The organism is Paraburkholderia sejongensis (genome assembly GCF_020880815.1).
Classification (GTDB): domain Bacteria; phylum Pseudomonadota; class Gammaproteobacteria; order Burkholderiales; family Burkholderiaceae; genus Paraburkholderia; species Paraburkholderia sejongensis.
Genome location: NZ_JAJITD010000037.1, coordinates 1 through 14,468 on the forward strand (window position 1 = coordinate 1; position 14,468 = coordinate 14,468).

Here is a 14,468-nt window from a genome sequence, read left to right on the forward strand (position 1 = left end):
TGAGGCCCTGAGGGGCTTCTTGCGCTCGCGATGCTCGAATAGCGCAAGCTCGACGCATCTAACTTGCTTGGGCCGACCGTCAACCTCGCCCTCAGCCGCGAAAATTGCGTTTCCACACGCCCTTATATGGACACCGCCCGGTTTGCCAAGTTGATCTTCATGTGATGACGTAACAAGGTATCGGCTGCGGTCTTATATCCGGCTTTACGCGAGCCGAAGCCGCAAGCCCTGATGGAATGCGCCAGGAACGTCCTCATCTCGGCCGCGTGCTTCAGGCACAAGGGTGTGTTCAGGTTTGCGTTCCTGCGGTCCGACCTGTTTTGCCATCACTGGGAATCAACCATAGCAACCTACCAGTTCCTCAAGGTTTCAAAGTCTCATACTGCTAAGCTGGTCTCACATTGACGTGATTAGTTTCGTAACTGCTCTCGTGGGCGAGGATGGCCCACGCAGTTCGCGCCATCTTGTTCGCGAGGGCTACGGCGACCACGTTGGCAGGTCGGCGCTCCTGCATTCCTTTCTGCCACGCTGTTGGCACTTTCGCGTGGCACAGGACGGAGCGTGCTCCGTGGATCAGCAGCGTGCGCAGGTATGGATCGCCTCGCTTTGAGATGGCGCCCAATCGAACCTTGCCGCCCGTGCCGCTTTGCCGCGGAACAAGACCGAGGAACGCCGCGAATTCACGTCCCGACTTGAAAGTCCTCGCGTCTCCGATTGTCGCTACCAGAGCAGTTGCAGTCAGGCGACCGATGCCCGGCACGTCGGAGATCGCTCGACATGCAGCTTCGTGTTTCTGCCAGGCGCCAATCCGCTTCTCGAGTTGATTGATGTCTTCCTCAAAAAGATTGATGCGGCGCAACTGTTCAAGAAGGTTAAGAACGATTGATCGCGGCAGTGCGTCTTCGAGTTCTGCCATGCGCGCTCTGATCTCGTCTATCCCTGCTACGCGTCCTGCGCGAAACGTAACGCCGAATTCATATAGCAACCCACGTAGCTGATTTATCTGCATCGTTCGAAACTTCACGAGCAACGAGCGCATACGATGAAGGCTTAGCATCACTTGCTGATCTTCTGTCTTGGCGGCAACTGTGCGCATGCCGGGTTGCTGCACTGCAGTCCAGATTGCCCGGGCGTCCGCCGCGTCGGTCTTGTTCGTTTGCACGAAAGGTCGAATGAATTGGGCGTGCAATAGCACCACCTCGTGTCCGAGCGCGCGGATCTTACGCGCCCACCAGTGCGCACTTCCGCATGCCTCGAGGGCAACTCGACCGGCAGGGCGCTGAGCTAGAAACGCAATTAAATCGTCACGTCCGAACTTCCGGTTCGCGATCTCGCCTGTATGGGCGTCGACCCAGTACAGCTGGAACACCCGTTTTGCAACGTCGAGTCCATAAGTCGTAGCATTCATCAGGGGCCTCCGTTCCTCAAGTGGTTGTGTCGCAACTCCACTTTGGCACATTGATGCCGTTCGGTCCTGGAGGCCCTCAATCGTGGCCACTTCCCCGGAGGGAGGGCGGTGTCCATTCCATCTCGGCCCTTCAGCGACGGACCCGCAGCTCCTTGCGTCGCGCAGTTTCCACTGACAATTTGACCGCGAAATATGAATACTTTCGATGACGTATCGCAGGCGAGTCCCTACAAGGGTCAACAAAATCGTCCGACCCAGTGGCCGTTCAGCACGGATGTTTACGTTTCTCGGAGATTCCCAAACGACAATGCCTCCAAATCCCTGAGAGCAAGGAGATTACGGGGTCTATTGACGCTTGATCAGTCACCATAATCCGCGCAAGCGCGCATCCGCTTGCCGTCACGAACGCCATTCTCAGGCGTTCTGACCAGCGTTCCCCGCCCGATCGTTGAAACAACGAACTGGGAGGCTAGCGACGGCTGCGTGACGTGGATCTCGACCGGCAATCCACTGTCCTCCACGAACATTGCGACCTCATCGAGCATCGCATGCAGGAAGTTCGCAGTACTCGGGTTCTCGATCGTCGTATCCGACGACGTGATGTAATGCCTGACGCCGGGCGCCACATGGCTCGCGCGCCTGACTGCTTCCAGCATAAGGACCATGGCGCACGTACTGTCCTTGCCACCGCTTACACCCACAGCCAGCACATGACCCTGCTCGATGTACGACTGCATCGATGCAATGGCGGTTTCCACGAGGGTATGAATATCAGTGTCCATCTGTTTGCTCCGCAAAGGAACGGGAGCGGCCCTTTCGGGATCGGCTCCCGATTGGGGTAAAAAATTATGTGTTCGTTACAAGGTCAGATCGAGACTTGCTGCCTGTGCCTCTTCGAGCGACTGGTCGGCCGCTGCGAAAAGATCAGGCTGCCGGGTTGCCTTGTCCAACCGGGGCAAGACGTCCGAAAAGCGGCTCGGCCCACTACCGTCGAAGCTGTCCGCACCGGCGGCCGCACAGATGTGAATGCGGCGCGCCGAGTTGACGCGACCGACATGCAGATGGCAATTGCGTCGACGCGCGAGTAGCCCCCACGCTTCGGCTGACGACTCCTTCCACTCCGTTGAGCCCCCGATGAAAATCCCAACGACGGGCGAGAGAAAGGGCGCGACGTCCTCCAGTTGCATCCCGTTCTGCACGGCGATGAGCAGTTGCGAGGGCATGCCTCGCAGACGCTCCATCCACCGCAATGAGAAGTCGAGTGACGCGAGGCCGCCCTGAACGACATCGGGAAGGACGATCCAGTCAGCACGCTCACCGAGCTTGTCGACGACCGCGAGGAACGCGGACTCGTCAAACGGCTCGCCACGCTGGAATGCTGTCCACGCGCCGTTGTCTATCGCGTAGCGCATGCGTTCGGTACGGTGCTCGCCCTTCGCAGAAACCAGGAGACGCCAGCCGGCACGCGCAAGCGCATCGAGGTTGCGGCGTGTGCCAGTATGACTCGCATAGCCCACCATCGGTGGGCGGTGCATGATCAGACGCTCTTCAACATCGGGATCATCATCAGCGCTTCCGTCGACGCCGTAGTATTCAGCGTACGCAATCACCGCTTGCGACCATCCCTGCTTCTCGCCACTGGCATACGGCGCCAGCCAGCGAGGTATTGCGCCCGCCGCGGCCGGTGGTGCTGCATCAACCATATAAACTCCACAAGAGAATGCGGAGCGACCCCAGCGGGATCGCTTACCCGCGAGGTCATAAGGAAATCTGGAAGGCCGATAGCGGTCAGCGGGCGGGGTATGCCTCGCCCTGCACAGCACGGCTTTCCAGTCAGCGACTCCCTGCACATAGCTTGTTGCGCTGAAAGCAGGCTGCATCCACAACAAGCCAGCGCCTGCTACCAGCGCGCCGGCCACCGTCGCAATGACAATCTGTTTTTTCGTTGGAAGCTCCGTTGGCTTGCCGGAAAAAGTCCCGGCCCCTGCAGGGGCGCCGGGGCGTTGCGATGTCCTGCTCAGGTGCAGGTCTTCGGGCGACTGCGCGGATACGTGATCAGGCTGCCATCCGGGCAAATGCGAAAGTCGCCGGGCTCACCTCGCGGCGCCTGAACGACGATCGCGGGACGTGCGCTTGCGGCGTGCGCCTGTGGCTGCGCAGTGCAGGCGCAAAGCGACGACGAGCCTGCTGCGACAAGCAGCATCAAGAGATTTTCCATTGTGGTTTCTCGAAAAAGGGGAAGTGCTCCGCTTACGCGGTGCGCAGATCAGAAGGGTCGGCCGCCTGGACAGTGACCCACTTGCCATCGACAAGAACGTCACGCAACAGCGAGCCGTTCAGGACATGCGCGTGAGTGTTGCCGGACCGAGGCGCGGCAGGACGAACCGACACCGTCACCGTTTCGGTACGGATTCGGGCATTGCGATTGAAGGACATATGCGTTTCTCGTAGGGAAGAGGCGAGAAACGCCCTGTGGGGGCGTTCCCCACAGGGTTAAAAAAGAGTTGCGTCACGCGGCCAGCGCCTGAACGTCGATGACGGCGTCGGCCTCGCTGACGAGGTCGGGCGTGTGCGAGATGAAAAACTCCCGCTCATACCCGCCCTGCTTCAGTACCTCCCGCTTCATCCGCATGAACTGCAGCTTGCGCTGCGGATCGAGCGGACCATCGGATTCGTCACTGAAAAGGGTCTGGTAAGGCTGACCAGTGTTCTGCGCCTGATAGAGCGCGATGCCACGTGTCAGACACTCGTTGATCCAGACCTTCTGGCCACCGGACATCACCGACACCGACTTCGTGCTATCGGCTTCGGCGTCATGCACCAGAATCTCGAAACCCTCCCGCAGTTCGCCATTTGCCAGCGCGCGCTGCGTGCGGATCTCGACCGTGAAACGTGTGCCGTAACAGGCAAGCAGCAGCCTGTTGACGGTGTCAGCCAGTGCGGGACCCGCGTCGTCGATCGTCAACGCAATGACGCCGTCGTTGCCGAGACCTTTCGCGAGCAGCTTCCACTGTGCAATTTCATCGGAGAGCCGGTCGGCGCGCCGTTGCGTAGCAGAAAACCCGTTCAGGTCCGCAGCCAGTCCGTCGGCTTCGGCCTGTAGCACTGTCTGGGCGCGGATCGCACCTTCGATCGTGCCCTCGAGCGCTGCGACAGCTTCGCGATTTGCGGCCAGTTTGCGGTCGGTCTCTGCTATTGCGGCCGTCACATCGACGGCTGCAAGCTGCTTCGACTCCTGCTGGATTCTGGCCATCTCCGCCGTCATACGTGCCTTTTCGGACTCGTATCGGGCAGCTCGCGCAGCCGCTTCTTCCGCGACGTCCCTGAGTTCCGCGTTGGCGGATTCAAGGCCCGTCGCTGCAGCATCAAGCAGTGGCTTGCTGGCAGCGAGTTCAGTCGCCGCCTGCAGGTCACGGCGAGCGTCACTCAGGGTGCGGCTCAACACAGCAAGTTCGCCGCGCTTTGCCGCAAGCTCTGCGACAACCGGAGCAAGCAGGTCGGCCTGCGCTTTCTTTTCGCGATACTGCGCACGAAGTTCGGCCACCGACACACGTTGCTCTTCTGCCTGCGATCTTGCCTGAAGCGCCTGACTGAGCAGTGGACACGTGGCATGCATCGAATGCCCCACGCACGGCACCTGGTCAACGACTGCAGCCTGCTTCGTCAGCGTCTCGAAGTGGGCGGCTTTCGTCTGACCCTGCGTCATGAGGCCCGAAAGCGCGGTCTGAAGCGTCGCATGAGTGACCTGCTTCGCTTCCAGATCGGCAATCACGCGCTGCAGAGGCTCCAGCTTTGCCTCCTCACGACCAATCAGCAGTTGCGCTGCGTCGCGCTTCGCCGCCGCTCCGAGAATCGCCTCCTTGCGGGCAAGCGTCGCCTGATGAGTCGCCAGCGTCTGCTCCAGGGCATTCACGCGCTGCGGGGTCCGAGCGGCGGCTGCCCGCTCATCGCCATCGAGCGTTTCCACGCCCTTGACCAGTTCATGCGCGCGGACCGACAGTTCGCGCAGGCGCGCTTCGGCGGTTGCCGATTCGCCCACCTTCGCTGCCAGCGTCGCACGTTCCTGAGTCAGCTTCGCAGCTTCCTCCAGCTTCAGATCGCGTTGTGCGCGCGTGTCGCGTAGCAGTTCGCCCTGTGCAAGCACGGAGCGTTCGACTTCCGCCTTGCGCTGCCGCTTCCCTGCGAGTGCCGTCAGATCCGTCTGGATTTCATCGAGCGCACGGCCAAGAATCTTCGCGACGTCGCCGGCTTTCGCCGACAGCGCCTTGAGGTGTTCAATGCCGAGCATCTCTGCGAGCAGTGTCTTGATCTCTCCCGCGCCATACGACGCTAGCGGCCGTCGGTTCTGCGCGGAGAAGACACTGGTGAAAAAGCTCTGAAGCGAGCCGTTGATGGCTTCGACACAGCGGTTATACGTCGCCGCCTTGCCGTCCGACACTGTGCCGTCGGGCAGCGTAACGGGATGCCACGCGCCGTCCGATCCAAGCCATGCAAGGTAGTACTCCGCCTTGCCTGTCCTGCCGGGCTTCCTGAAAGAAAACGTCGAGCGGTAACGGATACCGTCGTGCTCCCATTCAAGCTCCTTCAGCGCACTGGTGCCACAGATGTGATCCCAGTACGAAAAGGCATCGACCGACAGCATCGAGGCATGCGACGGCATGATCGGATACGGATGCAGGTTGTCCATGATCGTTGTCTTGCCCGCCCCGTTAGGGCCGACCAGCGCGATCAGGCCTTGCGGCAACGACTCCAGATCGAGTGTGACGCTCTCGCGCCTCATCCCGTCACGAACGCCGTAAAAGCCTTCGAGCGTCAGTTTCAGAGGCCGCATGACGACACCTCCATCGATTCGGACATTGCTGCCATCCGCGAATAGAAGGCGACATCGTCATCGTCGGGAAAACTCTCGACCATCGGGTCGACTCTCTCTGCAACCGCCACAGGCGCATGTAGCTTGCCCGCGATTGCTGCCTCGACTTTTTCACAGGCCCGGGCAAATTCGCGGCGGGCACACGTGAGGAGTTCGTCCCACCCGGCATAGCCGGTCAGGGTACGGATCTCCAGCGGGGACCACTGCGTTGCCATGCCTGCGTGATACGACCAGAGCAGGTGCTGCATTTCAACGGCAGCCGTGACAACGACCTGATTCGCACCGGGCGTCGTAGCACGCAGGACAAGCATCGGGCCCGACTGGGCCAGCACTGCTCCGCGATCCTTCCCGAAGGGTTGGTGAAGAATTGCGGGCGTAAAGCCAGCATGGTCGACGAGTGACTTCTGGATGTCGCGTTCGTGCTGATCGTCCAGGGCGAACACGCGAACCCACTCGGAACCGGCAGGATAAAGACCAAACATGATTGCACTCCGTTGTTGTGAGGCGGAGTGCGCCCGGTAGGGGATCGCTCCCCGCCAGGGTAAAAGAAAATGAAGCTACTGAGAAAGGTGAAGCAACGACTACATCGATGCGTCGCAGGACGCGGTGAAACCTCGTTTCGATAGCTGCGATAGCTATCGGAACAGGGCTACTGTTCCACTGCGGGAGAGCCATACCGGCCTCTCCCGCATTCGGGCAGCAAACTACGCTGCAAACAGATCATCTTCGAGCCACGACTTCTGCGCTGCGGGCACGACCTCGACCGTCGCATCAGGCACCGAAACGCTTTCCGACGAGGAGACTGGCTCAGCCAGCGATGCCACCGCGGCGTCGCCAACGCCGGCACTGCCTGCTTCCTCGTCGGTCAGGCCGGCCAGCACCGCGGCCGCAATCGCCTCCGGATAGCCGGACTCGAGCAGCCGGAACCGCTCAACGATCGGCCCGGCTTCAACGTTCGCATGCTCCGCCCACCGCTCGATCTTCCGGTCGACCGTCGGCTCGATACTGATGCCCTGCGATCGCGAGCGCACCACCGGCAGGATGCGCGGCTCGAGCTTGAGAGCCGACGCGCCAGCGAACAGCGCTTCGATTGCATCCCGGTCTACCGATTGACGATGCTCCTCGTCCACCTGCCAGCGAACACGAACGAACTTGTCGCCTGCGTCAGCGGCAATGGCCGCGAGTCGCACCATGTCGGGCGGCCCGTCGAAGTCAATGCAGATCGTCTCGCGCGCCGGCGTCGGGACAAGCAACGCTCTCGCGCTCCCCGTCTCAACGTCCCACGCCAGATAGCCCTTGTCACCCTCCTCGCCGTAGTGAAACCGGCCGGGCGATCCGGCATAGGCCACAACACGGCCGCCGCGCTCCCACTGCTGCGACTTGTGAATGTGACCCAGCATGAACGCATCGCATTCGGCCTCGAACAGTGCGCCGAGTGAAAACTCGTGATCGAAGCCCGCCATCGTGACGCCATGCTCAGTCGTGCAACCGTTGACCGTGCCGTGCGATACACCGACCGTGCGAATGCCGGCCGCCCGAAGCTCCGCGTTGCTCCGCCCAGCCGCTGCCAGATAGTCACCCAGCACAGCCTCAAGCCCGGTTGCAGCATTCTTCGCACCGACCGCGGCCGCCAGTTGCCCCTTGTTGATGGAGGGCAGGCAGGTGAACACAACGTCGGCGCCAAGCTTCAGCACGCTCGCGAGTTCTTCCTCGTTGAAAACCGGGCCCGCGGATTCGAAGAAACGCCCCTCGAACAGGCTGACCTGCTGCACGCGTTCCGCGATGAAAACCGGGTGAGTGGTTCCCATCAACGCGAAATTGCGCAGCGTGCCGGGTGGCTCATGCGAGAACGTCCCCTGCAGCATGAGAACCGGCATACCAAGTGACAGACGGTTGATGTTCGTCGCCAGGCGGTTCAGCGCCGGCGCATGTGCGTCGAGCCTGTGATCCGTCGAGTCACCGGAAATCACTGCGACATGCATGCAGCGATTGAGCGCATCATCGACCGCGTAGGAGAAACACCGGTCAGCCTCATCGAGGTTTTCCGGCGAATAATGCAGGTCAGAGATGTGAGCGATTTTCACGTCGCCTCCAGAAAAAGAAAAAGGCCGCCCGTGGGCAGCCTCAATGGATGGTGCGCCAGGTGGCGCAGTTAAAGAAATCAGCGGGACAGGGTGTCGCGAACCTTCATCAGCGTGATGCCGAGCAGGTTCATGCCACGCCAGTTCGCCTTGTCAAGAATGAGCGGGTCGCGCTGGCCGAGCCCCACGCCCCAGACAAGGTCGTAAGGACTGGCTTCGACAAGCTCGGTCGGCGCGGTCGCGAGAAGCAGCGAGCGCAATCCCGGGTTCTGTGCGAACTTTTCCCGGCACCCGACATAGACAATCGACTCGCGCTTGCCTTCCCACGTCGCAAGGTCGAAACCTTTTACGCCCCGTCCGATCGACTTCTGATCTTTGGGATGACGCGCCGCGAATTTCTGCCGCTGCATTCTCATCGCCAAACAGCTTGGCTTTGGAAAACATCATGAACTGCTCGACTGAGGTGAAGTCCACGTCGTGATAGCTGAACCGGCACGGATGCCAGTTGCTCAACGCGTCCTCAGCGCCGAAAAACAGCGTGAAGTTTTCTACCTTGCGCATGACCGAATGCTCCTAGAAGACCGTGATGCGCCCGTCGCCTTCGCCCCAGCTGATCTGCAATTTCGCAGGGGCCGGCTCGATAAACGACGTGCTCATGCACTGCTGACATTGGACAACGATCCGCTGCGTTCGATCTGCGGTGAAGACCTTGAAGAGGTCGCCACCACAACCACCGCAACGCATCTGCTGCAGGCCCGTGAGGGCGCCCAGATCGTTCGACATAACGTTGATACTCCATCAGGACAGGAAATGATCCGCCGCCAGGCGGAAGAGTTCGATGCGCAGGATTGCGCCGTCGAAAACGCTTGAGCAAGTGCCGCTTGCTGAAGGGTTCTCGGTACGCGAATAGAAGGAAGGGACGACCAGCCCCGAAGGGGCCGGTCTGAGGTTAGACGTAGGTCTTTGCCTGCATGATCTCGTCGTCAAGCGCAGCGCGATCGTCGAGCGCCGCCGTGAGGCGTGCATTCATCTGATCAACGTCTGCCGGCCTTTCCGCCCAGCCGCGCCCTAATTTCAGGTGCGCGAACCTCCGGAAATCCTGCTGACGATCCGGCTGGCTGAGTCCCAGGCGGTTAAGCAGATCAGACATGCGGTGACGTTTGTCTTCGAGCGACTCACCCTCTTCGGGCTCGCCAACTCCGTCGATACCTGAACTGCCTGCCCCCACCGTTTCGCCCTGCATCTGCGCAACGGTCCCGGAGCCTGCCTCTGTCATGGCCTGCGAGAGGACCTCGACATTGCCACCCGCTTCGATCAGGGCAACTGCCCGGCTCGCCGCTTCGAGCGCTGGCTGCGGCTCATCGCCTGCATCCAGCAATGCGCCGAGATCGATATCCGCGTCGAGCACCGTCAGCATCTGCTTCTGACGTACGGGCTGTCCGTTGTCGTCGATCCGCGTGATGTCGAACTCCTTCTTCGACAGCCAGAAGCGCGTGCCGGTCAGCCTGCCCCGCGCGAGCGAGACCGTCTGCATGGCGGAATACGCTTTCTGCAGGACATAAATCGAATTCGTCGGAAGTTCGATAAGTCCGAGGCCTTTGACGTCGGGGATGGCGAACACGAAGTTCGCGCTCAGGTTGCATTTGCGCTCCTGATACTGCGGACAAACGTGCGGGTCGCAGATTCCGTCGGGAATGTCGTCATCCTGACGCTGGATGACAAGGCGACCACCGAAAGACCGCCGCACCCGCTTCGCGCGCTCGTCGCGCTCGACCGGTGCATACGTCTTGCAGTAGCGCTTGCCGTCACGGCCATACTCGGAAAAGTACTGCCGTCCCGTCGTCGTGTAGGCGGCCATTTGGTTAGGCACGTTGCGCAGCCAGTCGTCGAAGGCAAACATCACCGGGAAGCGGTGCAGCTTGAGGCCGTCGCCACGGTCTTCGCCGTAGAGCCTGAGAATCTCGTCAGCGGTGTCCGGATTCGAGAAGTCAGACCGTCTGCAGGTGAAATGCGGGACATTTCTCGGAATCAGCGCATTGCGCAGATTCAGCTTCGTCTCGATCACCTTTCCGATCGTCTCATACGAGTCGCCGGCGGCCACCATCTCGTTGTACAGCTTCACTGCAGCGGGATTGCCCTGCGCGTTGCGCGTGAGCACCTTGATACCGGGCCGGATCTTGCCGATGATTGGCGGGCGGATGGCGCGCTCTTCGACCAGACTGCGAGGCGCGTTGTCGAACATCTGGACGACTGCATTCATGAGGGCTTCCTTGCGAGTAAGAAGATGGCGTTCGTGCGTAGCGTGCTGGCCTGGGATTCGATCTCCCGGGCCGCGGCGCTGCCGCGTCGTTCGCTGACATGGTGAATAAAGACGGAGCGCTGGGCGTCGCTGTACATCGCGACCTGCGCAACTTCACAGCGGCTGCGCCAGGCGTCGGACGACGTGTCTGAAGCGGCACGCTCGTTATCGATCTGATGCTTGATAGCCTCGGCAATACGCTCGTTGAGGCGGTCGGGCAACAACATAAACACCTCCAGTTGAGAAAGGCCCATCCGCAATGGATGGACGAAAAAAAAGCCCGCTCCGGTCAGGGAGCGAGCTTCGTGAAATCGGGGATAGATGTGACCTACGCGCCACGTCCCTTCTGGGGACGTGGCGTGCAGGGAGCGGCACCGGAAGCCGGAGCGCTCTGTCAGAGGACGTAAAGTCGCCCTCGCGCAGCAGGGTCACGCTGCGCAACAGCCCATTTTCGGAAAATACATTCCGCCGCAGGAATCACGGATCAGCCAACTTCGATCGTTCTACCCAGATCAGGCTCTGGAGAGAGAACACCCGAAAACCTGGGCTCGAACGATGTACCGGCGCAAATGAATGCAGGCCAGGGTACGAGTATCACAGCTGAAATAGGGGAATCTGTAGCGGGCAGATTCAGCACAAGAAGATATCCACACCGGTAGCCATCCGATCGGAGCATGCCCAAAGGCACGACTTGGAGAAAGAAGACGGACTCCGGGCGTGGAGTCGAGGTCGATGCGTCAGAGACGCGGGGAATGGATTGAAGTATCCGGGCAAATGACAGGTGCGGGCATCTTAAAGCTCGCGAAATTGATATAGCTTTTGCCCGCCCGGCAATTCGGTGTTCGTTGAGAATTTATGTGAGAGAGAACACATACACCGAGAACACGTTATGTCTGGCTTCGATACGGAAAAGCCTGAGGCGGCTGACCCTGAACGGCTGATTTCCCCTCCCACTGCGACTGAACCGGTCGCCGGCGTCCTGCGCCCCATCAAGCGCCTCACCAGCGATGACCGCCTCGCGCGCATCCATCCTGAGACGCTCGCAAAAACCGAGTTGTTTTATTACTCGGACTTTGCCCGCACGTTCGTCCGCTCCGACTACAACTTCTGCGCGGCAAAGATGACCGTTGCGCGCGGCGGCAAGCTCCTCGCACTGGAAGCGGAGTTCCACACGGCGGAAGCGTTCTTCCGCAAGGCACTCGCCTGGGCAAACAAGCTGCACGGTCGGAGCACCGGCCTCGCGCCCGAGCGCGTGACACTGGAAATCAAGCACCCGCTGTCGGGACGCCTCGTTCGACTGCTCACGATTTATGACCGGCTTTTCCTCAAGACGATGGAAGCCCTCGCCGGCCGCTCAGTCATGCCTCACGAACGCAAGGCGGCACTTGACGCCGCTGCGGCTCGCGTGAAGCAGATTCCCCAGTTGTGCATTCCTGACAACGACCGGTATGCCCCCGAAGGCGTCCTGCTCCCCGACTCCGACGACACCCACTGATTCCCGCTGGCTCCCGCTCTGCCGGGCCAGGTTCCTTGACTTCAGACAGCCTCGGGCAGGCTGTAACCCAGACAACGAGAAGAGGCATCTTCATGGACATTCGCGAAATCCAGCGACTGCACGCCCAGTTCGCCCCGGATTCGATGGTCATCGACCTTCCCCGCCAGATTGCCGCCTTGCCCGGCCCTGGCGACGTATCAGCTAACGAGTCGTCCCGCCCACTGCGCCAGGGTCTTGCCGGGATTGCGCCGCGCGCACGGCAGGCCGCAATCGCCCTGGCCGTTGCAGCTATGGTCGCGATGGCTGGCGTAGGGGCAGCCTCGCTTTACAAGAACCTGAAGGCGAGTCACTCCGCGGCTTCGACGTTCGTGACCGGCGCGAGCACGAAAGGGGACGCCCTGATCGCGGCTGCAGCGAAGCCGGACGCCTCCGCTTACCGGGAGGTCGACGCAACGCCCGCCCATCCGGTTAGCGCCGCGCCCGCACTGAGCGCGAACGACTTCCCTTCTGCTCGCTCGCTCGGCCTCACAGCAGACCAGTTCCGCGATTCGCTGAAAGCGCCTGCGCGCAGCGCGCAGGCCGTCACGGCAGTCACCGCGCCAGCGCTGACGACCGAAGCGCAGCTCGCAGCCGTTTCGCCCATTCATCGTGCGGGACCGAGCCGCGACGTAACCGCGGCCGCGCAACAACCGGCGACGCCTCCACCGGTCGCGCCTAGCCAGCCGGTCGCGGTTCGCGGGCCAGTGGCGCCCGTGCAGAGCGTGCCACAGACCGTACGGGCAGCACCGGCGACGGCCACGACGGCACAAGCGGCCACCCCCGCTATCCAGACGTCACCGGCGACGCAGCAACCTGCCGAAGCAGCCAAACCGGTGCGCGCCGCTCGCCATCACATCTCGCGCCCTCGCGCGGAGCAGAACGCAGAGTCCAGTACAGATGCCAGACCCCCGGCCGAAAGCCGCGCCGGGTCTGCCGAAGTGAAGATGTTCTAGGAAGCCCCCGACATGAAAAACGAACTTTCGATCACCCTTGTTTCCGCCGGCTGCACCATCAGCGGCGACATGATCGTTGATCACGGCATCAGCTATTTCGGCCTGCTCGACGGGGGCCTTATCTCGACGCAAGGCCTCTTGCACGTTGGCGACGGAGGTCTCGTAAAGGGCAACGTCCAGGGTGACCACGTGCGTATCGACGGTCGCGTCGACGGCAACGTCCATGCGCGCGGCACGCTCGAAATCAACGGGCACGTCTCGGGCGACATCATGTACTGCGGCACGATCCGACTGGGACCGCGCGCCGCGCTCAACGGCACGCTCAAGCGCGTGGCCCGCATGCTGACGGTCGAACCGGAAGCCAGCGAGAGCGCAAAACCCGAGCTTGCTTCCGCAGCCCCGGCTGCGGAAGCGGCCGCGCCCGAGCGGGCGGAGTCGAACGTAACCGAAATTTCCCGAGCAAAGGCCTGAACATGAAACTGCGCACACTCGCGGGCTGCGTGTCGATTGTTGTTGCGGTTGCAATGCCTTTTACGGTCATCAGCATGACAAGTGCATTGTTTGACAACGGCGCGGCGCGCGCCACGCTCGACAATCGTCAGGATGAGGTCCGGCGACTCGCTGAACTTGATGGCGACATTCGCAGCATTGAGCCCTCTCAGGCGTTGACGATCCTGGCGCGCCACCGCCTGTCGGGCGCCGGCGAACTCTCCAACCGGCTTAACGCGGCGCGCGGCGACCTCGCGATTGCACGCGCAGAGTACGTCAGATCAACCGCACGACTGCAGCGTTCCATGGTCATCGGCTTTCTCTGCGTCGCCGCGACGAGCTGGGCGGCAGTGAGCCTTGCAACGGTCTGGCCACGGGGTCGCCGCTCGGCTGCTGTGACTGCCTGACGAGATGGACTACCACACTGTCGACTGGAAGGCCACAGCACAGGAAGCCGCTTTCGACGGGCCTTGCTTCTGCATGCTCAGCGACGGCTGCTCTAAGGCGCGACGGCGAAGCGGAAAGGGAGCTGCGGGCTCCCTTTTTTTCGGCTATCTCGCCGTTCCTACGACTTCTGCGCCTCAAACGCCGGCCATCGCTATGACCGCCTGAAAAAAATCGGCATCGGGTTTTTACTTGCCCGGTCTCCTCCATGTTCTCCATGCATGGATTCAAGCCCGCCTTTGCGCGGGCTTTTTCTTTGCTGACGAGTGACCTTGCCCCTGTTTGACGAACCCCATAACCGCGGGAGTTATGCGGCCTGGCCTTGTTGGGCTGCCAGCCATTTCTTCTCGAACGTCATGGGGCTGACGTAGTCGAGTGTCGAGTGTAACC

Annotated in this window: 15 protein-coding genes; 5 read left to right on the forward strand and 10 right to left on the reverse strand. The window is 61.3% G+C overall.

All coding sequences use genetic code 11. The annotated features are described in order from the left end of the window. Positions 1-385: 385 nt before the first annotated feature. The 8 genes from LJ656_RS34430 to ybiA form a co-directional block, all read right to left on the reverse strand. Positions 386-1,408 (reverse strand): IS110 family RNA-guided transposase, encoded by a 1,023-nt coding sequence (locus LJ656_RS34430; protein ID WP_230513889.1) that lies wholly within the window; start codon positions 1,406-1,408, stop codon positions 386-388. Between the two features lie 359 nt (positions 1,409-1,767). Continuing rightward, positions 1,768-2,190, reverse strand: coding sequence for a hypothetical protein (locus tag LJ656_RS34435; protein ID WP_230513890.1), 423 nt, complete (start codon positions 2,188-2,190; stop codon positions 1,768-1,770). A gap of 75 nt (positions 2,191-2,265) precedes the next feature. Then, on the reverse strand, positions 2,266-3,111 hold the full coding sequence (locus tag LJ656_RS34440; RefSeq protein WP_230513891.1) for a hypothetical protein: 846 nt from the start codon (positions 3,109-3,111) through the stop codon (positions 2,266-2,268). 547 nt (positions 3,112-3,658) lie between these two features. Next, a complete protein-coding gene (locus LJ656_RS34445; RefSeq protein ID WP_230513892.1) occupies positions 3,659-3,844 on the reverse strand; it encodes a hypothetical protein in 186 nt (61 codons plus the stop codon). Positions 3,845-3,917: 73 nt separating this feature from the next. Beyond that, positions 3,918-6,239 carry an AAA family ATPase gene (locus LJ656_RS34450; RefSeq protein ID WP_230513893.1) on the reverse strand — a complete coding sequence of 774 codons (2,322 nt, stop codon included), beginning with the start codon at positions 6,237-6,239 and terminating at the stop codon, positions 3,918-3,920. Then, positions 6,227-6,760, reverse strand: a complete 534-nt coding sequence (locus LJ656_RS34455) for a hypothetical protein (protein ID WP_230513894.1) — start codon at positions 6,758-6,760, stop codon at positions 6,227-6,229. The genes LJ656_RS34450 and LJ656_RS34455 overlap by 13 nt, the downstream gene beginning before the upstream one ends. Before the next feature lie 222 nt (positions 6,761-6,982). Then, positions 6,983-8,362 (reverse strand): metallophosphoesterase family protein, encoded by a 1,380-nt coding sequence (locus LJ656_RS34460; RefSeq protein ID WP_230513895.1) that lies wholly within the window; start codon positions 8,360-8,362, stop codon positions 6,983-6,985. A 77-nt stretch (positions 8,363-8,439) separates the two neighbouring features. Next, positions 8,440-8,769 (reverse strand): riboflavin biosynthesis intermediates N-glycosidase, encoded by a 330-nt coding sequence (gene ybiA / locus LJ656_RS34465; RefSeq protein ID WP_230513896.1) that lies wholly within the window; start codon positions 8,767-8,769, stop codon positions 8,440-8,442. A gap of 88 nt (positions 8,770-8,857) precedes the next feature. On the opposite strand from ybiA, the gene LJ656_RS34475 reads away from it, so the two are divergent. Beyond that, complete coding sequence (locus LJ656_RS34475; protein WP_230513897.1) at positions 8,858-9,229, forward strand: hypothetical protein; 372 nt, start codon at positions 8,858-8,860, stop codon at positions 9,227-9,229. A gap of 79 nt (positions 9,230-9,308) precedes the next feature. Here LJ656_RS34475 and LJ656_RS34480 read toward each other — a convergent pair whose 3' ends face one another. Further along, on the reverse strand, positions 9,309-10,619 hold the full coding sequence (locus tag LJ656_RS34480; protein WP_230513898.1) for a recombination directionality factor: 1,311 nt from the start codon (positions 10,617-10,619) through the stop codon (positions 9,309-9,311). Next, on the reverse strand, positions 10,616-10,882 hold the full coding sequence (locus LJ656_RS34485) for a DUF7696 family protein (RefSeq protein ID WP_230513903.1): 267 nt from the start codon (positions 10,880-10,882) through the stop codon (positions 10,616-10,618). Before LJ656_RS34485 ends, LJ656_RS34480 begins: the two co-directional genes overlap by 4 nt. 665 nt (positions 10,883-11,547) lie before the next feature. Between LJ656_RS34485 and LJ656_RS34490 the strand changes: the two genes are divergently transcribed. From LJ656_RS34490 to LJ656_RS34505, 4 genes are all read left to right on the forward strand, one after another. After that, positions 11,548-12,153, forward strand: coding sequence for a DUF1845 domain-containing protein (locus tag LJ656_RS34490; protein WP_230513899.1), 606 nt, complete (start codon positions 11,548-11,550; stop codon positions 12,151-12,153). A 92-nt stretch (positions 12,154-12,245) separates the two neighbouring features. Further along, complete coding sequence (locus LJ656_RS34495; protein WP_230513900.1) at positions 12,246-13,145, forward strand: hypothetical protein; 900 nt, start codon at positions 12,246-12,248, stop codon at positions 13,143-13,145. Positions 13,146-13,157: 12 nt separating this feature from the next. Beyond that, positions 13,158-13,616: a bactofilin family protein gene (locus tag LJ656_RS34500; protein WP_230513901.1), complete on the forward strand. Its 459-nt coding sequence runs from the start codon at positions 13,158-13,160 to the stop codon at positions 13,614-13,616. Positions 13,617-13,618: 2 nt separating this feature from the next. Then, positions 13,619-14,041: a hypothetical protein gene (locus LJ656_RS34505; protein WP_230513902.1), complete on the forward strand. Its 423-nt coding sequence runs from the start codon at positions 13,619-13,621 to the stop codon at positions 14,039-14,041. Positions 14,042-14,468: the final 427 nt, after the last annotated feature.

Coding starts and splice junctions, on each gene's coding strand:
- LJ656_RS34505 (WP_230513902.1), top strand. CDS start 13,619: ATGAAACTGCGCACACTCGCGGGCTGCGTGTCGATTGTTGTTGCGGTT.
- LJ656_RS34480 (WP_230513898.1), bottom strand. CDS start 10,619: ATGAATGCAGTCGTCCAGATGTTCGACAACGCGCCTCGCAGTCTGGTC.
- LJ656_RS34450 (WP_230513893.1), bottom strand. CDS start 6,239: ATGCGGCCTCTGAAACTGACGCTCGAAGGCTTTTACGGCGTTCGTGAC.
- LJ656_RS34500 (WP_230513901.1), top strand. CDS start 13,158: ATGAAAAACGAACTTTCGATCACCCTTGTTTCCGCCGGCTGCACCATC.
- LJ656_RS34430 (WP_230513889.1), bottom strand. CDS start 1,408: ATGAATGCTACGACTTATGGACTCGACGTTGCAAAACGGGTGTTCCAG.
- LJ656_RS34440 (WP_230513891.1), bottom strand. CDS start 3,111: ATGGTTGATGCAGCACCACCGGCCGCGGCGGGCGCAATACCTCGCTGG.
- LJ656_RS34435 (WP_230513890.1), bottom strand. CDS start 2,190: ATGGACACTGATATTCATACCCTCGTGGAAACCGCCATTGCATCGATG.
- LJ656_RS34445 (WP_230513892.1), bottom strand. CDS start 3,844: ATGTCCTTCAATCGCAATGCCCGAATCCGTACCGAAACGGTGACGGTG.
- LJ656_RS34495 (WP_230513900.1), top strand. CDS start 12,246: ATGGACATTCGCGAAATCCAGCGACTGCACGCCCAGTTCGCCCCGGAT.
- LJ656_RS34475 (WP_230513897.1), top strand. CDS start 8,858: ATGCCAGTTGCTCAACGCGTCCTCAGCGCCGAAAAACAGCGTGAAGTT.
- LJ656_RS34455 (WP_230513894.1), bottom strand. CDS start 6,760: ATGTTTGGTCTTTATCCTGCCGGTTCCGAGTGGGTTCGCGTGTTCGCC.
- ybiA (WP_230513896.1), bottom strand. CDS start 8,769: ATGCAGCGGCAGAAATTCGCGGCGCGTCATCCCAAAGATCAGAAGTCG.
- LJ656_RS34490 (WP_230513899.1), top strand. CDS start 11,548: ATGTCTGGCTTCGATACGGAAAAGCCTGAGGCGGCTGACCCTGAACGG.